General features: G+C 42.2%; 11 protein-coding genes and 3 pseudogenes. 8 read left to right on the forward strand and 6 right to left on the reverse strand.

Annotated features, from left to right (window positions below; translation table 11 throughout):
* Positions 1-278 precede the first annotated feature (278 nt).
* Both AC6IZ0_RS09610 and AC6IZ0_RS09615 read right to left on the reverse strand, forming a co-directional pair.
* Positions 279-1,205 carry a glycerate kinase gene (locus AC6IZ0_RS09610; RefSeq protein WP_497725910.1) on the reverse strand — a complete coding sequence of 309 codons (927 nt, stop codon included), beginning with the start codon at positions 1,203-1,205 and terminating at the stop codon, positions 279-281.
* Positions 1,206-1,207: 2 nt separating this feature from the next.
* Positions 1,208-1,540, reverse strand: coding sequence for a DUF565 domain-containing protein (locus AC6IZ0_RS09615; protein ID WP_271733987.1), 333 nt, complete (start codon positions 1,538-1,540; stop codon positions 1,208-1,210).
* A gap of 106 nt (positions 1,541-1,646) precedes the next feature.
* On the opposite strand from AC6IZ0_RS09615, the gene AC6IZ0_RS09620 reads away from it, so the two are divergent.
* From AC6IZ0_RS09620 to AC6IZ0_RS09630, 3 genes and pseudogenes are all read left to right on the forward strand, one after another.
* A complete protein-coding gene (locus AC6IZ0_RS09620) occupies positions 1,647-2,240 on the forward strand; it encodes a hypothetical protein (RefSeq protein WP_497725911.1) in 594 nt (197 codons plus the stop codon).
* 86 nt (positions 2,241-2,326) lie between these two features.
* Positions 2,327-4,137: pseudogene (locus AC6IZ0_RS09625) on the forward strand (ArnT family glycosyltransferase).
* 48 nt (positions 4,138-4,185) lie between these two features.
* Positions 4,186-4,401, forward strand: a complete 216-nt coding sequence (locus tag AC6IZ0_RS09630; protein ID WP_271733997.1) for a hypothetical protein — start codon at positions 4,186-4,188, stop codon at positions 4,399-4,401.
* Here the strand turns inward: AC6IZ0_RS09630 and AC6IZ0_RS09635 are convergent.
* The 4 genes and pseudogenes from AC6IZ0_RS09635 to AC6IZ0_RS09650 all read right to left on the reverse strand — a co-directional run.
* A pseudogene (locus AC6IZ0_RS09635) lies at positions 4,393-4,587 on the reverse strand (IS4 family transposase); the annotation flags it as partial. The gene AC6IZ0_RS09630 and the pseudogene AC6IZ0_RS09635 overlap by 9 nt on opposite strands.
* A gap of 170 nt (positions 4,588-4,757) precedes the next feature.
* A complete protein-coding gene (locus tag AC6IZ0_RS09640) occupies positions 4,758-4,994 on the reverse strand; it encodes a hypothetical protein (protein WP_271733984.1) in 237 nt (78 codons plus the stop codon).
* Positions 4,991-5,422 (reverse strand): putative toxin-antitoxin system toxin component, PIN family, encoded by a 432-nt coding sequence (locus tag AC6IZ0_RS09645; protein WP_497725912.1) that lies wholly within the window; start codon positions 5,420-5,422, stop codon positions 4,991-4,993. Before AC6IZ0_RS09645 ends, AC6IZ0_RS09640 begins: the two co-directional genes overlap by 4 nt.
* A gap of 61 nt (positions 5,423-5,483) precedes the next feature.
* Positions 5,484-9,119, reverse strand: a complete 3,636-nt coding sequence (locus AC6IZ0_RS09650; protein ID WP_497725913.1) for an ATP-binding response regulator — start codon at positions 9,117-9,119, stop codon at positions 5,484-5,486.
* 1,358 nt (positions 9,120-10,477) lie between these two features.
* Between AC6IZ0_RS09650 and AC6IZ0_RS09655 the strand changes: the two genes are divergently transcribed.
* The 5 genes and pseudogenes from AC6IZ0_RS09655 (at position 10,478) to AC6IZ0_RS09675 (ending at position 16,431) form a co-directional block, all read left to right on the forward strand.
* The gene (locus AC6IZ0_RS09655; RefSeq protein WP_271761085.1) at positions 10,478-10,801 is read left to right on the forward strand and encodes a circadian clock protein KaiA; all 324 of its coding nucleotides are present in this window, start codon (positions 10,478-10,480) and stop codon (positions 10,799-10,801) included.
* Complete coding sequence (gene kaiB / locus AC6IZ0_RS09660; RefSeq protein ID WP_271734779.1) at positions 10,798-11,109, forward strand: circadian clock protein KaiB; 312 nt, start codon at positions 10,798-10,800, stop codon at positions 11,107-11,109. The genes AC6IZ0_RS09655 and kaiB overlap by 4 nt, the downstream gene beginning before the upstream one ends.
* Before the next feature lie 89 nt (positions 11,110-11,198).
* Positions 11,199-12,765, forward strand: a pseudogene (gene kaiC, locus AC6IZ0_RS09665) (circadian clock protein KaiC).
* A 98-nt stretch (positions 12,766-12,863) separates the two neighbouring features.
* Positions 12,864-15,011 (forward strand): TolC family protein, encoded by a 2,148-nt coding sequence (locus AC6IZ0_RS09670; protein WP_497725914.1) that lies wholly within the window; start codon positions 12,864-12,866, stop codon positions 15,009-15,011.
* A 217-nt stretch (positions 15,012-15,228) separates the two neighbouring features.
* Positions 15,229-16,431, forward strand: a complete 1,203-nt coding sequence (locus AC6IZ0_RS09675; protein WP_497725915.1) for an RNA-guided endonuclease InsQ/TnpB family protein — start codon at positions 15,229-15,231, stop codon at positions 16,429-16,431.
* Positions 16,432-16,458 lie beyond the last annotated feature (27 nt).

The raw sequence follows: 16,458 nt of genomic DNA on the forward strand, positions 1-16,458 counted from the left end.
CAAGGTGGACAAGGTGACCACCGGAGAAAAACAGTACAAAGTCTGTATTCTTAGTAAGAAAAATAGCCCATTAAAAGACCATTCTCCGTATAAAATCTTCCTTGTCCACTTTCCTTCCTTGTCTTCGGTAGTCTTGCCTTCACAGATCATATTAAAAACCTACCCTTGTAAGGAAGGGGGTGGGGTCAAATAATATTCGATACACTAATCATGACTTGACAAACATCCTCTTAGTCAATTAACACCACTCAACTAGGAAGAGTGTACCTTTATTCCATCTACTTGGGATAGACTCCCCCTAGGCTGTGATCAGAATTAATGGTAATGACTAAATCAACCCCTGTAGGCGATTCCACCAACGGCCTGATGAATAATTCCGGGTGCAGCGATCGCCAAAAATATTTGACAAATTCCTCAATCTGTGCATCTGACATTCCCCCTCTGCCAGTAGCGATCATTTGTTGTTCTGCTTGTTGTCGCCAGGTCAGGGAATAACGGTAATCAGTGGGATATAGTATAATTAAACTGTCCAATCGTTCCCACAGTGGTAGATAATCACTCAGAAGCCGATTCATGTCACGAGCAAATACCCTATCTTCCTCTGTGACAATTGGTGGCGGTGCATGATTAAATACATCTGTATCAATTGGCCGCACCCCCACAAACCAACCTTCAAACAGAACAATATCAATATCTTTCACGATTTCTGGGGTAGTGCGATCGCCAGCACCATTGTATGCCGATTTATCAAAGCGGGGAATACTCACCGGACTTGCGCCCTGACGAATTTGATCTAGGACTTTTAAACCTAAATCTAGATCATGGGTTCCCGGTGCTCCGCGCCAAATCAACCGGGGGTCTTGCTGAGTTAAAATCAGGCGATCGCCGTAAGTTTTATACAAGTCATCTAACGATAAACTCACAGTCCGATATCCCAACTCCTGGAGAAGCTTACACAGTACCTGACACATTGTGGTTTTACCGGTACCTTGTCCCCCTAAAATTCCCTGAATTAGGGGTCTTCCCAAGGCTTGGCGATGGGAAGCTAATTTCATACTTAATGGTAGCCATAAGTCCCACAACAGGGCTAACATTGTTTCTGGTGGCTGATTCAGGTGGGTTTGGCAGAATTGGTGAAAAGTTGGTAGCACACAGTTGAGTAAACTTGCTTTTGTGGGATTTACTTCAGCTTCCCAAAAATTCATAATTAGGAACCCAGTTTAAAGGACTCGACAAACATACTATATGTAAAACCGACCTTGAGAACGTTAAGCGATTCTACCAAGAGCGAAGGTTTTGCCAAAAACCTGCGACTATAAAATATTCTGCTAGTCACCTCTGTGAGTACCACAAGAATACTGGCCATGACAATATCTAACGTACCTCTTTGTCCAGCTATGGTAGAAATTGCTGTTCCCAGGAAAAAACCAAAAAAGAAGTTAATCAATAGTAAGGATAAACGTCGCCAAGGATTTAAGAACCATTGCCCCAAACGGCCAGCAATGGTATCGAATAAATTAGTTAAACGCGTGTTTTGCATTAATAACCAGGGTAGTGGGTGCCAAATAGTTACATTTTACCGCCTCAGAGAATAGGCTAGTATTTGGTAAAGTCTAAACAAAATATTATTACTAACCATTATCAACATGAAATTGACAGCATATCGTAACGCTGCTATTACAATTTGTACCCTGGGTCTGCTGGGATTCATGGTGGGATGCTGGGAAATCAGTGTGTCCTTTGAGTCAACTGACCATATGAATCTACCTGCTTCTGACATCCTAGAGCCGGATGTAATTTCAGTCCCACCCGTCCTAAATCAAACAGTCACTTCTACTACCATCGGTTCAGAAACTACCCAAGCCAATAAAATCGGACTCAACAATACTCACATCTTGGCAGATGATCAAGGCTTAACTGCTAATACCAACCATCAAGGCAGTTTACGCATGAGCAATCAAACAAATCAGCCTGTGCGCCTGGCTTTACTGGCGCGACAGCCACAGGTGACCACCTCCGTTGTTCCAGCTCATTGGGATTTTGATCCCCAAGAAGGTAGTGAACAGGGGTTGATTCTGTCCTTACCTAATGGGAATCTCAAGTTGGAAAACGGAGATGTTATAGTTGCCTTTGCACAAGACGGTTCTCGGCGTTACTGGGGACCATATGTAGTTGGGGAAACCTCTTGGCCGCAATGGAACACCGAAAATCGAGAATGGTTATTGGTACTGACTCCTTGAGGGCAGTTAATTTCCTATTCCCCAGGGTCTGACCCAGAACAAAATATAAGTACTTATTTTAACTGTTGAGTATTGACGAATAAATAATGAGGATAAAACTGACTATTCCGAATAATGTGAACAACTGGTACAAAAATATACTCAAAAGTCCAGTTTTGGCTGTGACTATACTAATTTTGATTGCTGGGCTGGTTTATGGGTGGAATTTGGGGAGTGTGGGCTTGATTGATGAAACAGAGCCACTGTTTGCTGAAGCTTCCCGTCAAATGTTGGTTACAGGTGATTGGATTACCCCCATTTTTAACGGCGAAACTCGTTTTGATAAACCAGCTTTAATTTACTGGTGTCAAGCGATCGCCTATATAATTATCGGGGTAAATGAGTGGTCAGTGCGGCTACCTTCAGCCATGGCGGCCGTAGGAGTCATCAGTTTAACTTTTTACACTGTACACTGGTATTTATCCCAAAAAGACCAATTAGAGCAGGTTTCACAGCCGACTCGGCGCAACTTCACAGCAATGCTTGCAGCCGCCATGCTAGCACTCAGTCCTGAGATGATTGTCTGGGGAAGAACCGGTGTCTCAGATATGATGCTGACTGGGTGCATGGCATCAGCATTATTATGTTTTTTTCTAGGGTATGCTAGTCAGCAACAACAACAGGCACAATTCCCTTTATCTCTATTCCCCAACTCGTGGTATTTGGCTTGTTACGTCTTAATTGCTGGGGCGATTTTGAGTAAAGGTCCCCCGTAGGAATTGTTTTACCCATACTCATTATCGGCGCATTTATTATCTATGTTGGCAACACCCGCAAAGTCTTAAAAGAAATGCGTATCTTCACGGGGATGCTAATTATTTTCGGTTTATCAGCCCCCTGGTATCTCTTGGTCAGCTGGCGTAATGGTTGGGATTACATCAATTCCTTTTTTGGCTATCACAATGTAGAACGTTTTACAGAGGTAGTTAATGGTCACTCCGCTCCTTGGTATTTCTACTTCTTAGTAGTATTACTCGGATTTGCGCCCTACTCAGTGTATTTACCCGCAGCAATGGCTAGAACCAGATTTTGGCAGCGATCGCACTGGAGGAATTGCCAAGAACGCTCTCAACAATTGGGTTTATTTGCCTGTATCTGGTTTATTGCTATCTTTGGGTTTTTTAATATTGCTGTCACTAAACTTCCCAGTTATGTATTGCCTTTAATGCCCGCCGTAGCTATTTTAATAGCATTATTATGGAGTGATTTTCTCCCCGAAAACAAGTCAGATATCCCCAGCGCCTCTTCTGTTGTCAAAATCAGTGCTTGGACTAATGTGATTTTAGCCACAGTATTGGCAGTGGCACTATTTCAGATTACTCATTTAATGGATCATAATTCAGTTGCGCCCGGCTTCCTCCTAATGATTCAAAAGGCAGGTTTACCAACACTAGGGGGAATAATTTGGTTTTTGGGGGCGCTCCTGATTGGCGCTTTAATTATCGGTCGCCGTTGGCACAGTATTATTAATGCAAATTTACTTATTTTTACAGCCACCTTGATCATTGTCTTAATGCCAGCTTTATTCTTGATGGATCAACAGCGTCAGCAACCTTTGAGGGACCTATCTGCCCTTGTGGTGGCACAGAAACATATCCCTCTATCAGATGAGGAATTAGTTATGGTGGGCTTCAAAAAACCAAGCGTAGTATTTTACACCCAAAAACCGGTAAATTATATTTATCAGCCAAAAGATGCTGTAGAGTATATTCAAAATCGAACTTCTCAGCCAGCAAAACAGCCTTCAATGCTTGTGATCGCCTCAGATCAAGACCTTGAAAAAATGGACTTGCAACCCGGTACTTACGATATTTTAGGCACTAGACAAAGGTATCAGTTAATTCGAGTTTCTTTTTGACACTCCCCACGCCTTTAGGCGCGGGATTCGGTGCATTACTGACGTTCCTTGCTTTTACTGGACTTGCGTCCAGCAGAAGTAGGGGGAACATCACGAAAGAGCGTTACTTCTTTGGCACAGGTTGGACGGTTTGAATTTTGGAGCGATCGCTTTAATCTTATCAAAGAAAAGCCTCTTATTTATTGGTGGAATGATGAATTTCTCAGACGCTATGCTGAGGCACCAAAGTTAGGGGATGAAACTGATGTCAGAGAAAAATGTTGAAATACTTACGTCAATTCCCGTATTATTTAATCTTTTAAATAAGTCCCGCATACTTGTTAAGCTATTATCCAAGACATAAGCCAACCAACACTCAACATAAAGACGGCTGTTCAAAACTGGATAATCATTTTTTGGCAACGGTCTGAGGATGTCTTTGACAATCTTGGGAAATGAATTTATAATCATTATCAATTAATTTATTTTAATCCTTAGCCCAAAATTTACCATATTTTGGGCTATTTTTATCACCTCTTTCTTAACATTCAACACTTGTGGGAATTGGGGATTGGGAATTGGGTATTGGGAATTGGGTATTGGGAATTGGGTATTGGGAATTGGGTATTGGGAATTGGGTATTATAGTTTGTCGTAGTCTTCTGGTTCTATGTCAGGGACTTTAGCTAAAACTTCCTGGAATTTATCCCAACTACCGCGTTTGGCTTTTTCTTCTACATAGTCTTTGGTCATCCATGCAGAAACTTGTGCTGATAGTGCAATGGCTACCAGTTGTTCTAAAGGCATATTTTCTTTGGCTGCTAAGGTTTCAATTTGCTTATATAAGAATTCGGGGATTTGTATGTTTAAGTTACTCATGATATTTCTCCTACTTGTTGTAAGAATTCTTTAGGAGTTAATACTCTAATGCCAAATTTCTCTGCTGCTTGTAAATCTTTTTGATTGTAAGTGATAATAAACTCGGCTTGGCATTCCATCGCTAAGTCTATTAAAAAATCATCGTCTGGGTCGCGTGCAATTGGTCGCCATAGATAAAAAATATTACATTGGTTAGATATGGCACAAAGGGCTTCTATAATATTATCAATATCTTGATTGTTTAGGGTTAACTGGTCTTTTTGTCTTTTAAGTATTTCTTCGTACTCGAAGATTAATGTGGTAGAAATATTTAATCGCCAGCGAGTATCGTTGAGTATGCTTAACAGCTTGTAGGATGCGCCACGACTAGAGCGTAAACCAGCTAGAAGTACGTTGGTATCTAGTATAATTTGATAAGGTATTGTCATTTTTTAGTTTTGTTGCATACTGTCTTGTGTCTGGTTTTTCGCTGTTTGTTTGTGATTATTATTAATGGTCTGCTTTTAAACCCAAGGCTTGATTAATTTCAGCCAATAAGTCTTCCATTGATATGGAACGAGGCAAAATCTCCGGGGCGATGTCTTCTTTTCCAGACACTATGCGAACCACAAACTGAGCTAATTCACTCGTGAAGTTTTCGGCTGTAACCAAGCTCTTGCAAGTTTTTTCAGTTAGAGAATCAGTAGGCGTGTGACTGAATCGCTGGTCAATGATCAAAATTGGCGGCTTGAAAGGTAAGTCGGCTAATGCTTTTAACTCTTTTAGCACCTCTTGATGAACAGAAGAATCTCCTAAGCAAATCAGCAGTAAGTCAACGCTTTGGTGGCGAATTTGTTGTATGACTTCTGCCCAGTAACGCCCCATTGAGGCTTTTAAACCAGCCGTTTGTAAGTACTGGATTAAAGCTTGAAACCACTCAGATCCCCGTATAGCTAAACCATGCAAGCTATGGTTACCCTGGTTATTGGGTGAATGTTTTGCGACTGTTTGATCACCCTGATCAGCGTCTGGCTGAACCCTCAGGCCATAGTCCAGCATGGTTAAATCTACCACCAGGATACTGGGTGGGCAGCAGATACCAGATGCAATTTGTAACACAGATAACAAGGGATCTGTGGTATAATCACCGTTTTCTTTTTCTTGGGACAATGATCTCAAGTAAGGAAACACCGACAAACCAGGTATCTGGGAAGCAGCTAGGGTAGTCGCCACATCACAAGTCACCAGTGGAATATTAGCCAGTATGGGATGTTGAGCTAACTCTTGTAGGTAAGTTTGTGCCAAGGCACCTTCGACATCCAGTAAAATGACATCAAACTGCCAAACCTGTGCCAAGAGTTCAGCTTGATCTAAATCATCTACTTCTATCACCCGATGTTCTCGCAGTGAAGGGTGGGGGTTAATTGATTCTAAATTCTGTTCTACCAACCTGAGAATTCTCAGTGGACTTGTGATCGGGGTGATTGGATGATTATTTAACTGTGAATTTCTCATTGCTGGTTGAGTACACAAGTTTTCTAACAGTGGTACTAAGGCCTCATGCTGAACTGGTAAGTTGAGGAAACCATCCGCCCCATGGGCAAATACTTGCTCTTTTTCCGCGCCAGTGGCTGTGACTATTACGGGAATATCCCTAATTGCAGCATCAGATTTCAATAGAGTCAGAACATCCCAACCTGACAGTAAGGGTAATAAGGGGTTTAAGAAGATCGCTTTCGGTTGCAAGCGGCGGGCTTTTTCTACTGCTTCTGTTCCTGAGCGAGCGATGACGACACGATAACCTAAAACTTTCAGCTTATCGGTCAAATCTTCGATATATCGAGCTACTGCTTCCACTACTAGCACTAACCGTTGTGAGCTGGCGGGTGGATGTTGGGTAGTTGTCGCCACGCGCTGGCGTGCTGAGATTTCTCTGCGCGACCCTGGGGAAACGGCGTGACCCCTCACTCCCAAGCTGCTCAATCCTTGTGTTTCAGGAGTTTTGATCTGGCTATGTTCTTTGATTCCTGTCTCTGCTTCACTCAAGCCTGTTGTGGGCGGACTAGGTGGGAGTAGTAGTGTAAATTGGCTACCTTTGCCTTCACGAGATAAGAAGCTCACGTCACCTCCGTGAAGACGAGCTAAAGCCCTGGTTAAAACCAGCCCCAGACCAGTACCTTCAAATTGGCGCGTCAGGGGATTTTCTAGTTGTTGGAATTTTTGGAAGATTAAATGTTGCTGATGTTCGGGAATGCCAATACCTGTATCCCAGATAGTAAAGGCAATCCAGCCTTCCCAACGACTGACGCGCAAACCAATTTCCCCGGAGTTTTCTGTGAACTTAAAGGCGTTGGAAAGTAGGTGTACTAACATCTGCCGCAAGCGCAATTCATCCGCTACTATCTCATCTAAATCTGGTTCAATCGAGATGGCTAATTCAGGTATGGAATTGGCTGTTGGGGTGGCGGTAGCTTTGGTGGTTTGAGTGTGAATCGCTTTTGCTTCTGTGATGGCGCGATCGCACACTGCACGAATTTTCACCGGGACAAGGGCTAAATCCATCTGTCCGGTTTCCATGCGGGTCAAATCTAAAATGTCATTAACTACACTCATCAAATGTCGTCCACTTTGATGAATCAGTCCTGCATAACGGGCTTGGCGCTCGTTGAGTTCACCCAACTGCTGATCTACCAGTAACCTTGATAGTCCCAAAACCGCAGTTAGGGGAGTCTTCAGTTCATGACTAATACAAGCTAAAAACTCATCTTTTAATCGATTTAATTGAATCAGGTCAGCATTTTTGGCTGCTAGTTCTTTATATATCTGCTGCTGTTCGGTGACATCAGTAGCTAATACTAAACATAGGTCATTACTTCCTTGAGTCTTGGGAGTAGCCTCAGTTTGCCTACAGTTCAATTCTGGCAGATTCAGTTCTTGGGAGAGAAGTTCTGATTTGTGACTATCTAAGGTAATTTTGGCAAACTGCCAAATTCGCTCGCTACCATTGTGCACTTCCACAACACAGGTGCAAGTACCCATCTGACTATCCAAAAAACAGTGATTGGATTTACTCTTTTTGGGGGTTGACTGCTTACTTTTATCTTCTTCTCTAGCAGATGCTCCGCGAACGCTATCGTGTAGGCTATGTCTGGGTGGTGGGGAATATCCCCCCTGTGGCAGAGGTTCATTCGCTGACATCAAGGTCTGTTCTGTTGAATGAGATTCCCTAGGATGATTATTCCCTTGAGAATAAAATCTGCTAGCTTTAGCGTATTCTGAAGCCGTTTTCCTCTCCTGGGAGGCTAGTATTGCTTCGACTTGTTCGCGAATCCCTTCGGGATCTTTCAATACTCCTAATTGCTCCCACCAAGCCGGATTTTGCGCTACTATTTCACCTGTTCCAGTTTGCAGCATTAACGGCCAAGGCAGTATTTCTAATAGCTGCACTAGTGATTTTTGTGCCGGTTGATATTGATTTCTCAGCCGCGATCTGGCTATGGCTTCTCCACGTAAGCAATCCCGCAGTGCTGGTAGCAATCGCGGCAGCCCAGCTTGGCATTCAGCGATTCTCCCAGTAGTTCGCCCCCGTGGTGACTTATCAGTTCGCCAGTGAGTTTTGCTGATCTTGTTGGAGGTGTTAGCATTATCTGGGGAACTGTTTTTAGGCGTTCTCTTCCCCGAAGGTGAGCAGTGGTTGCTACTAGAATCAAAAGCCAATTTTTCTTGAGTTAATGCTCTTAACACTCGTGAGCTATTCAGCAGCCCTAGAAATTTGCCTTCTTTATCAATCAGTGCCCAATCTAAGTTATTGTTGTTTCGGCTCCTTTGGTAACGCCAAAGCAGATCTAATTGCTCTACACAATAAGTTGCTGGTAATGTCTTGAGAGGCTCGATTATGGCTTGATCCCACCTTGACAATGGCTGCTGCAAGTCCAAAACTTGATTTCCACCCCATACTGCCAATAATTTTTGTGTTAAGCGGGCAGACTGCACCAATCCTAAGGGGTATTGTTGCTGATTTACTACTACCAAGCGATCGCACTGCTCTTGCTCAAAAATCTCCAGCACCATAGCCAGAGTACTTGTTTCTAAGCAGCTGGGTACGGTTGCGAGAAAGTCATAAAGCGGGTACTGTAACATTGACATAAGGAACCTTAGGGGTCATTCTTCTTTGTGTAAGCTTGCCGCTTCACCATCGGCACTTCGGCAAAAAGTATTAGAGCGGCAAAGCAATAATATTCAGAAGAATCATTTCACGGATTCTTTTTACAGCTTCAATGCCATTGAGACAAGGGGGAAAGCCGTTCGCCTGTACTCACGACGAGGTTGTTAAAAGACAAGACTTATGGGATTGACTCGTTGTCCTGGCCAATCTTAGTTTTCGGTGAATATCCTTGTCAGTTTCCTACTGGTGTTCAAACTCCTCTGCAATAGTGACAACTAAAACAATTATCAGGCCAAAGATTCGCTAATAAACCTTGAGGAATTATAATGATTTAGAATGTGAAGATACTTTGAGTTAATTTAAGTATCTATTACAGGGAGTCAGAACCCCCACCTCCAAGGCGGGGAGATAGATAAATGCCTCATCTCACCAGGGATTTAGTCTTTATTGACTGGCTTTCAGGGACAGTTTTCAAGACATACCTTGTAATGCTCCCGCCATTTCTCTGCTCCCCTTATGCAAACTCTTAAACATCCTTACAGGGGTTGAGGAAGTCTAGTTTGCATAGTTAGTCATCTTAAACCGTTTTGGTCACTAACATTACCGGAGTAACAGGAGTTACAAGCATACATGGAAATGCATCAGTACTACTTGTCTCACCGCCAAAGGGTAAAAGGGAATCAATTTCCCCAATATGTCCGCCCACGACCGCCAGATTCTGGTCTTTGTTCATAAATTTGCCGGCAACCACGACACGGAGATTATAGTAAAACTACTGTATCCATACATGAGGAAATATACATAAGTCTATGCTCAACTAATTCATGTATCTTGATGGAAAAACTACTAGGCTTCATCAATAAACTATGAAGCCCCAGCACTGACTACAGTGTATCTGGTGCAACAACCTGAGGTTGATATGATGTTGATATGAGTCCTTCTCTCAAAGAGAAATCGCCACTTGAATACACAACTAGACATCAACTTAGAAGTTTAGAGGTGTGATTCACATCTAACATAGATATTCCCAAGATTATATATCAGTATACGGATATATCAGTATATAGATGATATTACTACTCATATTGATTTTTCCACTGCCAAAAATTAGATCATCCGGCTCAACTACCCATTCAAGTCGAGTTGAGCAGGACAGATTAGGCCTTGGAACTATGACACCACAGACTAACTACTTCGCCCCCAGAGTAGAACTACTACCACTGTTAAAATCTACTACCTACTGAGGTGATGGTGAGAATATCTTAATAAAAATTTTACTAATAAACATTTTGATGTATTTCCATGTCAGAAGCACAAACCACAGCACTTCTTTCAGCAGATGACTCAAGTTGATCGGCAGGTATTGTTACAACAACTAAAATCAGATTACCGCCATATTCTTCTCAATTACTTCACCCCAGACAAAACTCTGAAAGAACAAATCGATAAATTTATCAATGCAGTATTTTGTGCTAATATTCCTGTGCCACAAATCCTTGAATTTCATATGGAATTAATTGAAGACTTTTCCACACAACTAAAGCTAGAAGGAAGGAGCGACGAAATATTACTTGATTATCGCCTAGCACTAATAGATATCCTCGCTCACCTGTGTGAACATTATAGATGTTCAATCTCTAAAGAGAGTAAATTTGTCAGATGAATCAATCCAAAAAAACCTATGTTCTCAAGCTTTATGTAGCTGGAAACACACCCAACTCAGTTCGAGCCTTAAAAATCCTTAAAAACATTTTAGAGCAAGAATTTCAAGGTGTATATGCCTTAAAAGTAATTGATGTCCTAAAGAACCCCCAGCTAGCCGAAGAAGATAAAATCTTAGCCACCCCAACATTATCTAAAATTTTACCTCCACCGGTGCGCAAAATCATTGGTGACTTATCAGACAGAGAAAGGGTATTGATTGGATTAGACTTACTTTATGAAGAACTGGGCGAAGAATATTGGGAATAATAAACAAGGGTTCATCATACAAATTTTCTAACAAATCACCAATTTTACTAATATAAAAAGCGGGTATAAAACCCATATCCTAGTAAGCAATGAGCGAAAAAGACCAAGCAACGCCAAACAACAACCCCTTGGTTGGGGTAGAAAAGATTCGCACGATGATAGAGGGCTTTGATGACATTAGCCACGGAGGTTTACCCGTTGGTAGAACTACTTTAGTTAGTGGTACATCTGGCACAGGTAAAACCTTATTATCACTGCAATTTCTCTATAACGGTATTACCCGATTTGATCAAGGGGGTGTATTTGTAACCTTTGAAGAATCCCCCGGTGACATTATTAAAAATGCGGAAATTTTCGGTTGGAATTTACAACAGCTAATTGACGAAGGTAAGTTATTTATTCTGGATGCTTCACCGGATCCCGAAGGTCAAGATATTGTAGGTAACTTTGACCTTTCAGCCCTGATTGAGCGTTTGCAATATGCAATTCGCAAATACAAAGCCCAAAGAGTATCAATTGACTCCATCACAGCCGTATTTCAGCAGTATGAAGCCATGGGAGTAGTGCGGCGAGAGATTTTCCGTCTTGTGGCCCGTCTCAAGCAACTACACGTCACAACTATAATTACTACTGAACGTAGTGAAGAATACGGTTCTGTTGCTTCATTTGGAGTAGAAGAATTTGTTTCCGACAATGTAGTAATTGTGCGTAACGTTTTAGAAGGAGAACGGGCGGCGCCGCACAATTGAAATTCTCAAATTGCGTGGTACAACTCATATGAAAGGGGAATATCCCTTTACAATTACCAATGGAGGAATTAATATTTTTCCCTTGGGAGCCATGCGCTTAACCCAGCGCTCCTCTAATATCAGAGTATCCTCGGGAGTCGAAACCCTAGATAAAATGTGTGGGGGTGGTTTCTTTAAAGATTCTATTATTTTGGCAACGGGAGCCACCGGAACTGGTAAAACTTTATTGGTGAGTAAATTTTTGCAAGATGGCTGCATCAATGGTGAGCAGGCAATATTATTTGCTTATGAAGAATCGCGCGCCCAACTGTCTCGTAATGCTTACTCTTGGGGAATTGACTTTGAAGACTTAGAACGTCAAGGTTTACTGAAAATAATTTGTACTTATCCTGAATCAACTGGTTTAGAAGACCACTTGCAAATTATTAAATCAGAAATTGCTATGTTTAAGCCATCTCGCATTGCCATTGACTCCCTGTCAGCATTAGCCAGAGGAGTCAGCAATAATGCCTTTCGCCAGTTTGTCATTGGTGTGACTGGTTATGCGAAACAAGAAGAAATCACCGGTTTTTTTACCAACACAACTGACCAATTTCTGGGATCACATTCCATCACAGACTCCCATATTTCCACAATTACTGATACGATTTTGATGTTGCAGTACGTAGAGATTCGGGGTGAAATGTCACGGGCGATTAATGTGTTTAAAATGCGGGGTTCCTGGCACGATAAAGGTATCCGTGAGTACAATATTACTGCTGATGGTCCGGAAATTAAAGATTCTTTCCGTAACTACGAACGAATTATTAGTGGTGCGCCTACCCGGGTTAGTATCGATGAAAAGGCGGAACTATCTCGCATAGTGCAACGTTTTGACAACAAACCGAGTTCCGACTCCCCAATTTAGAGTCGTGGTAATCCATACTGAAATTAAGGATCGTGCTATATTCGGCTCATAAGACGGGTTTTCTGCCCCTAGTATTGATTTTCGTGTGAGGGGATGCGGTGAAAGGACAATATTTATTTTATAGTTTCTTACCTGGCGTCACAGCAGCAGTATTAACAACCCAAACTGCTTTGGCGACGACAGTGAGCGGTACACCAATTGTCTCTTCTGCAGGGGTCTTGACCTTTCCTGACAGTCAAACCTGGCTGGGAGACAATATTAATACCCAAATGCGTGATACTAATGCGGATGTTTTTCCAGATGTAGTACCAGAATCTGAGTTAACTAGACTGCAATTACAGTCTTCAAGTAGTAAGAATAATCCAGCCAGCTTGAGCAAAAAGACTGGGACACCTGTAGAACATCAGCCCTCTCAAAAAGATGAAGGTAAAGTCGGTGTCACACATGGGCAGAATTTTGCCCATTTTCAAAACCATCAACAACCAACTCAAGTCGGTACTTCAGGGAATAAATTAAATCAAACTGTTGTGGCGACTGTGGTCTCACCCAGAACTTCTACCCAGCCAGTCAGTTTTACCCTGTCGGCTTTACAGCAACCAACAGCGACCGGTAAACAACAGCAAACTCATTTATCGACAATTCTACCGACTGCGGTCACCGGCGCAAGAGCAACAAAATTACTGGGGGTACATGGTTGTTCAGCTATTAGTGGCTGTCTCCCTCCATCCAGAACTAAGAACTTGATTGCTGGGAGTTATTCATCTGCTAGCAAAACCAACTCAGGATTGGTCAATACTGGGGGTATATTAACTTTTCCCTCACCAGGAACTGAATATGTTGCACCTGTAACCACGGGGGAAAATATCACTCCAGTGGAAAATGTGGAATTTACCCCTACGAATAGCGTGGAAATTCCTGATTACCTAACTCCTAGTCCCAACCCTCTGCAATTTCCGACTAAACCAGAGGAAGTAAGACTGGAAACTAATCAGCCCATTACCTTGGCACAGGCCTTAGAACTAGCAAGGCGCAACAATCGAGATTTACAGGTGTCTCTACTGGAGCTAGAACGGGCTCAAGCCGCCCTACGCCAGGAGCAAGCTGCTTTGTTGCCCAATCTGGGTCTTAGTGCTGATGTCAATCGCGGCCGGTCTGCTGACCAACAGCGGGCGATCAATCAAGCAGAGCAACAAACAGGTATACCTCAGCCAGGAGCGGAAACTATATCCTCTTTTAGAGGAGAAGCCCAACTGAGCTATGACCTGTTTACCTCTGGGAGACGGCAAGCTACCATTAAACAGGCCGAAGAGCGGTTAAAGTTCAGTGAGTTGGCTGTAGAACGCCAATCGGAAGAAATTCGCTTGAATGTGGCTACGGAATACTACAATTTGCAACAAGCAGATGAACGAGTACGCATCGCCCAATCTGCTGTGGAAAATTCCCAGGCCAGTTTACGAGATGCACAAGCTTTAGAAAGGGCTGGGGTGGGTACACGATTTGATGTTTTGCAATCCCAAGTTAACCTGGCTAACTCCCAGCAAGAACTGACTAATGCTCGCTCCCAGCAAGAAATTGCTCGTCGGATTCTCGCGACTCGCCTGAGTGTGCCACAATCGATAAATCTGAGTGCGGCTGATCCTGTGCAATTGGCTGGTCTGTGGAACCGAGACTTAGAAACTAGCATTGTGTTAGCGTTTCAAAATCGCCCAGAACTTCAACAGCAATTGGCACAACGTAACATCAGTGAACAACAGCAGCGAGAAGCACTTGCATCCCTAGGTCCTCAAGTGCGCTTCATTGCTAGTTATAACCTGCTAGATCAATTCGATGATGGTGTTAGCCTTACTGATGGTTACTCTGTGGGAGTTAGGGCTAGTTTGAATTTGTACGATGGTGGAGCCGCCAAAGCTAGCGCTGCTCAAGCAAAAACTAATGTGGCGATCGCGGAAACTCAATTTAGTGAACAGCGCAACCAAATCCGCTTCCAGGTTGAACAAGCTTTTTCTACCCAGCGCGCTAGTTTAGAAAATGTCCAAACTGCTAATGCTGCTTTAGAACAGGCTAGAGAGGCTCTGCGTTTGGCTCGGTTGCGATTCCAAACCGGTGTAGGTACTCAAACTGATGTGATTAACTCCGAAAACGACTTAACAAGAGCTGAAGGTAATCGAATTACAGCTATTTTAGATTACAATCGCGCCTTGGCTCAGTTACAACGAGCAGTTACCAGCAGGGCTTTAGCTGAGTAAATTCAATAAAAAACCTGTGGGATATTGCTTTTTTGCCCCCTGAATCAATCTGGGGGCTGTTCCTCCGCTATCATTGACCCGCAATAGTAGCAAATTCCTAAGTGGCCATGGTGACAACATCAAAAGGTTTAGTAGCTAGTTCCTGTTTTCTTAACTAATACTAAGAAATACTCACATTTACTCAAAACTTCCTGTCATCTTTTCGCTTTGTGACAAAATGCTACTAGGATTCAAAACTCAACTCAAAGTTAACAAGCAACAACGACTACTACTGGCGCAACACGCAGGAGTAGCCAGACACGCTTGGAATCAAGGTTTAGCACTTTGTCAACAGGTATTATTACATAACAAACTTAATCCTCAAGACAAAATCAAATTTCCCACAGCTATAGATTTACATAAATGGTTAGTAGCAGCCATTAAATCTACCCTTCCTTGGTATTATGAAGTTTCTAAATGCGCCCCTCAATACGCATTAAGATATCTGTCAGATGCCTTTAAATCCTTATTCAAAAAAAGTAAAGGCTTTCCTAAGTTTAAGAAAAAAGGGAGACATGATTCTTTTACCTTAGATGGGGCAATAAAAATTGATTATAGAAAAATCAAAGTACCCGTAATTGGTTGGCTAAAAACTTATGAAATTCTCCCGACTGGATATAAACCGAAATCTGTCACCATCAGTAAACAAGCTGATAAGTGGTTTATCTCGTGGAAACTGGAGGTGATAACCAATGAAACACCTAAAAAACAAGACTTTGTAGGAGTTGACTTGGGCATAAATCATCTAGCAACGTTATCAACAGGAGAAATCTATGATGGAGTAAAAAGCTATAAAAAGTATGAATCTAAATTAGCAAGAATGCAATATTTGAACCGACATAAACTCAGAGGTTCAAATAATTATAGAAAAGCCCAAATCCAAATAGCGAGATTACACCAAAAAATAGCTAATATCAGAAAATATACATTACATAAAATCACCACCTATATCAGCCAAAACCACGCGGTGATAGGGATAGAAGATTTAAATGTATCTGGGATGTTAGCGAATGGGAAATTATCAAAAGCTATTGCCGATATGGGCTTTTATGAATTTAGAAGGCAGTTGGAATATAAAACACAACTGTATGGCAGTAAGTTAGTAATTGTGGATAGATTTTATCCCAGTAGTAAGACTTGCTCAAGTTGTGGAGAAAAGAAATCATCACTGTCATTATCTCAAAGAGTGTTTAAATGTGATAGTTGTGGCTTTGAGAGTGACAGAGATTTAAACGCGGCGATTAATTTAAAAAAAGAAGCGGTCAGATTGATCGTGTTAGCCTGTGGACTAGATAGTGCCGACACTGCTAGGGTGAAACACAGAAGAAAAAGCCGACTTTTGTTAGCATTAGTTAGCTTTTTTGGATCGGAAATCAGTTAAAGTAAAGATAAATAAACAAAGCCCTTT

The sequence above is a fragment of the Anabaenopsis sp. NIES-4685 genome, from assembly GCF_059725405.1.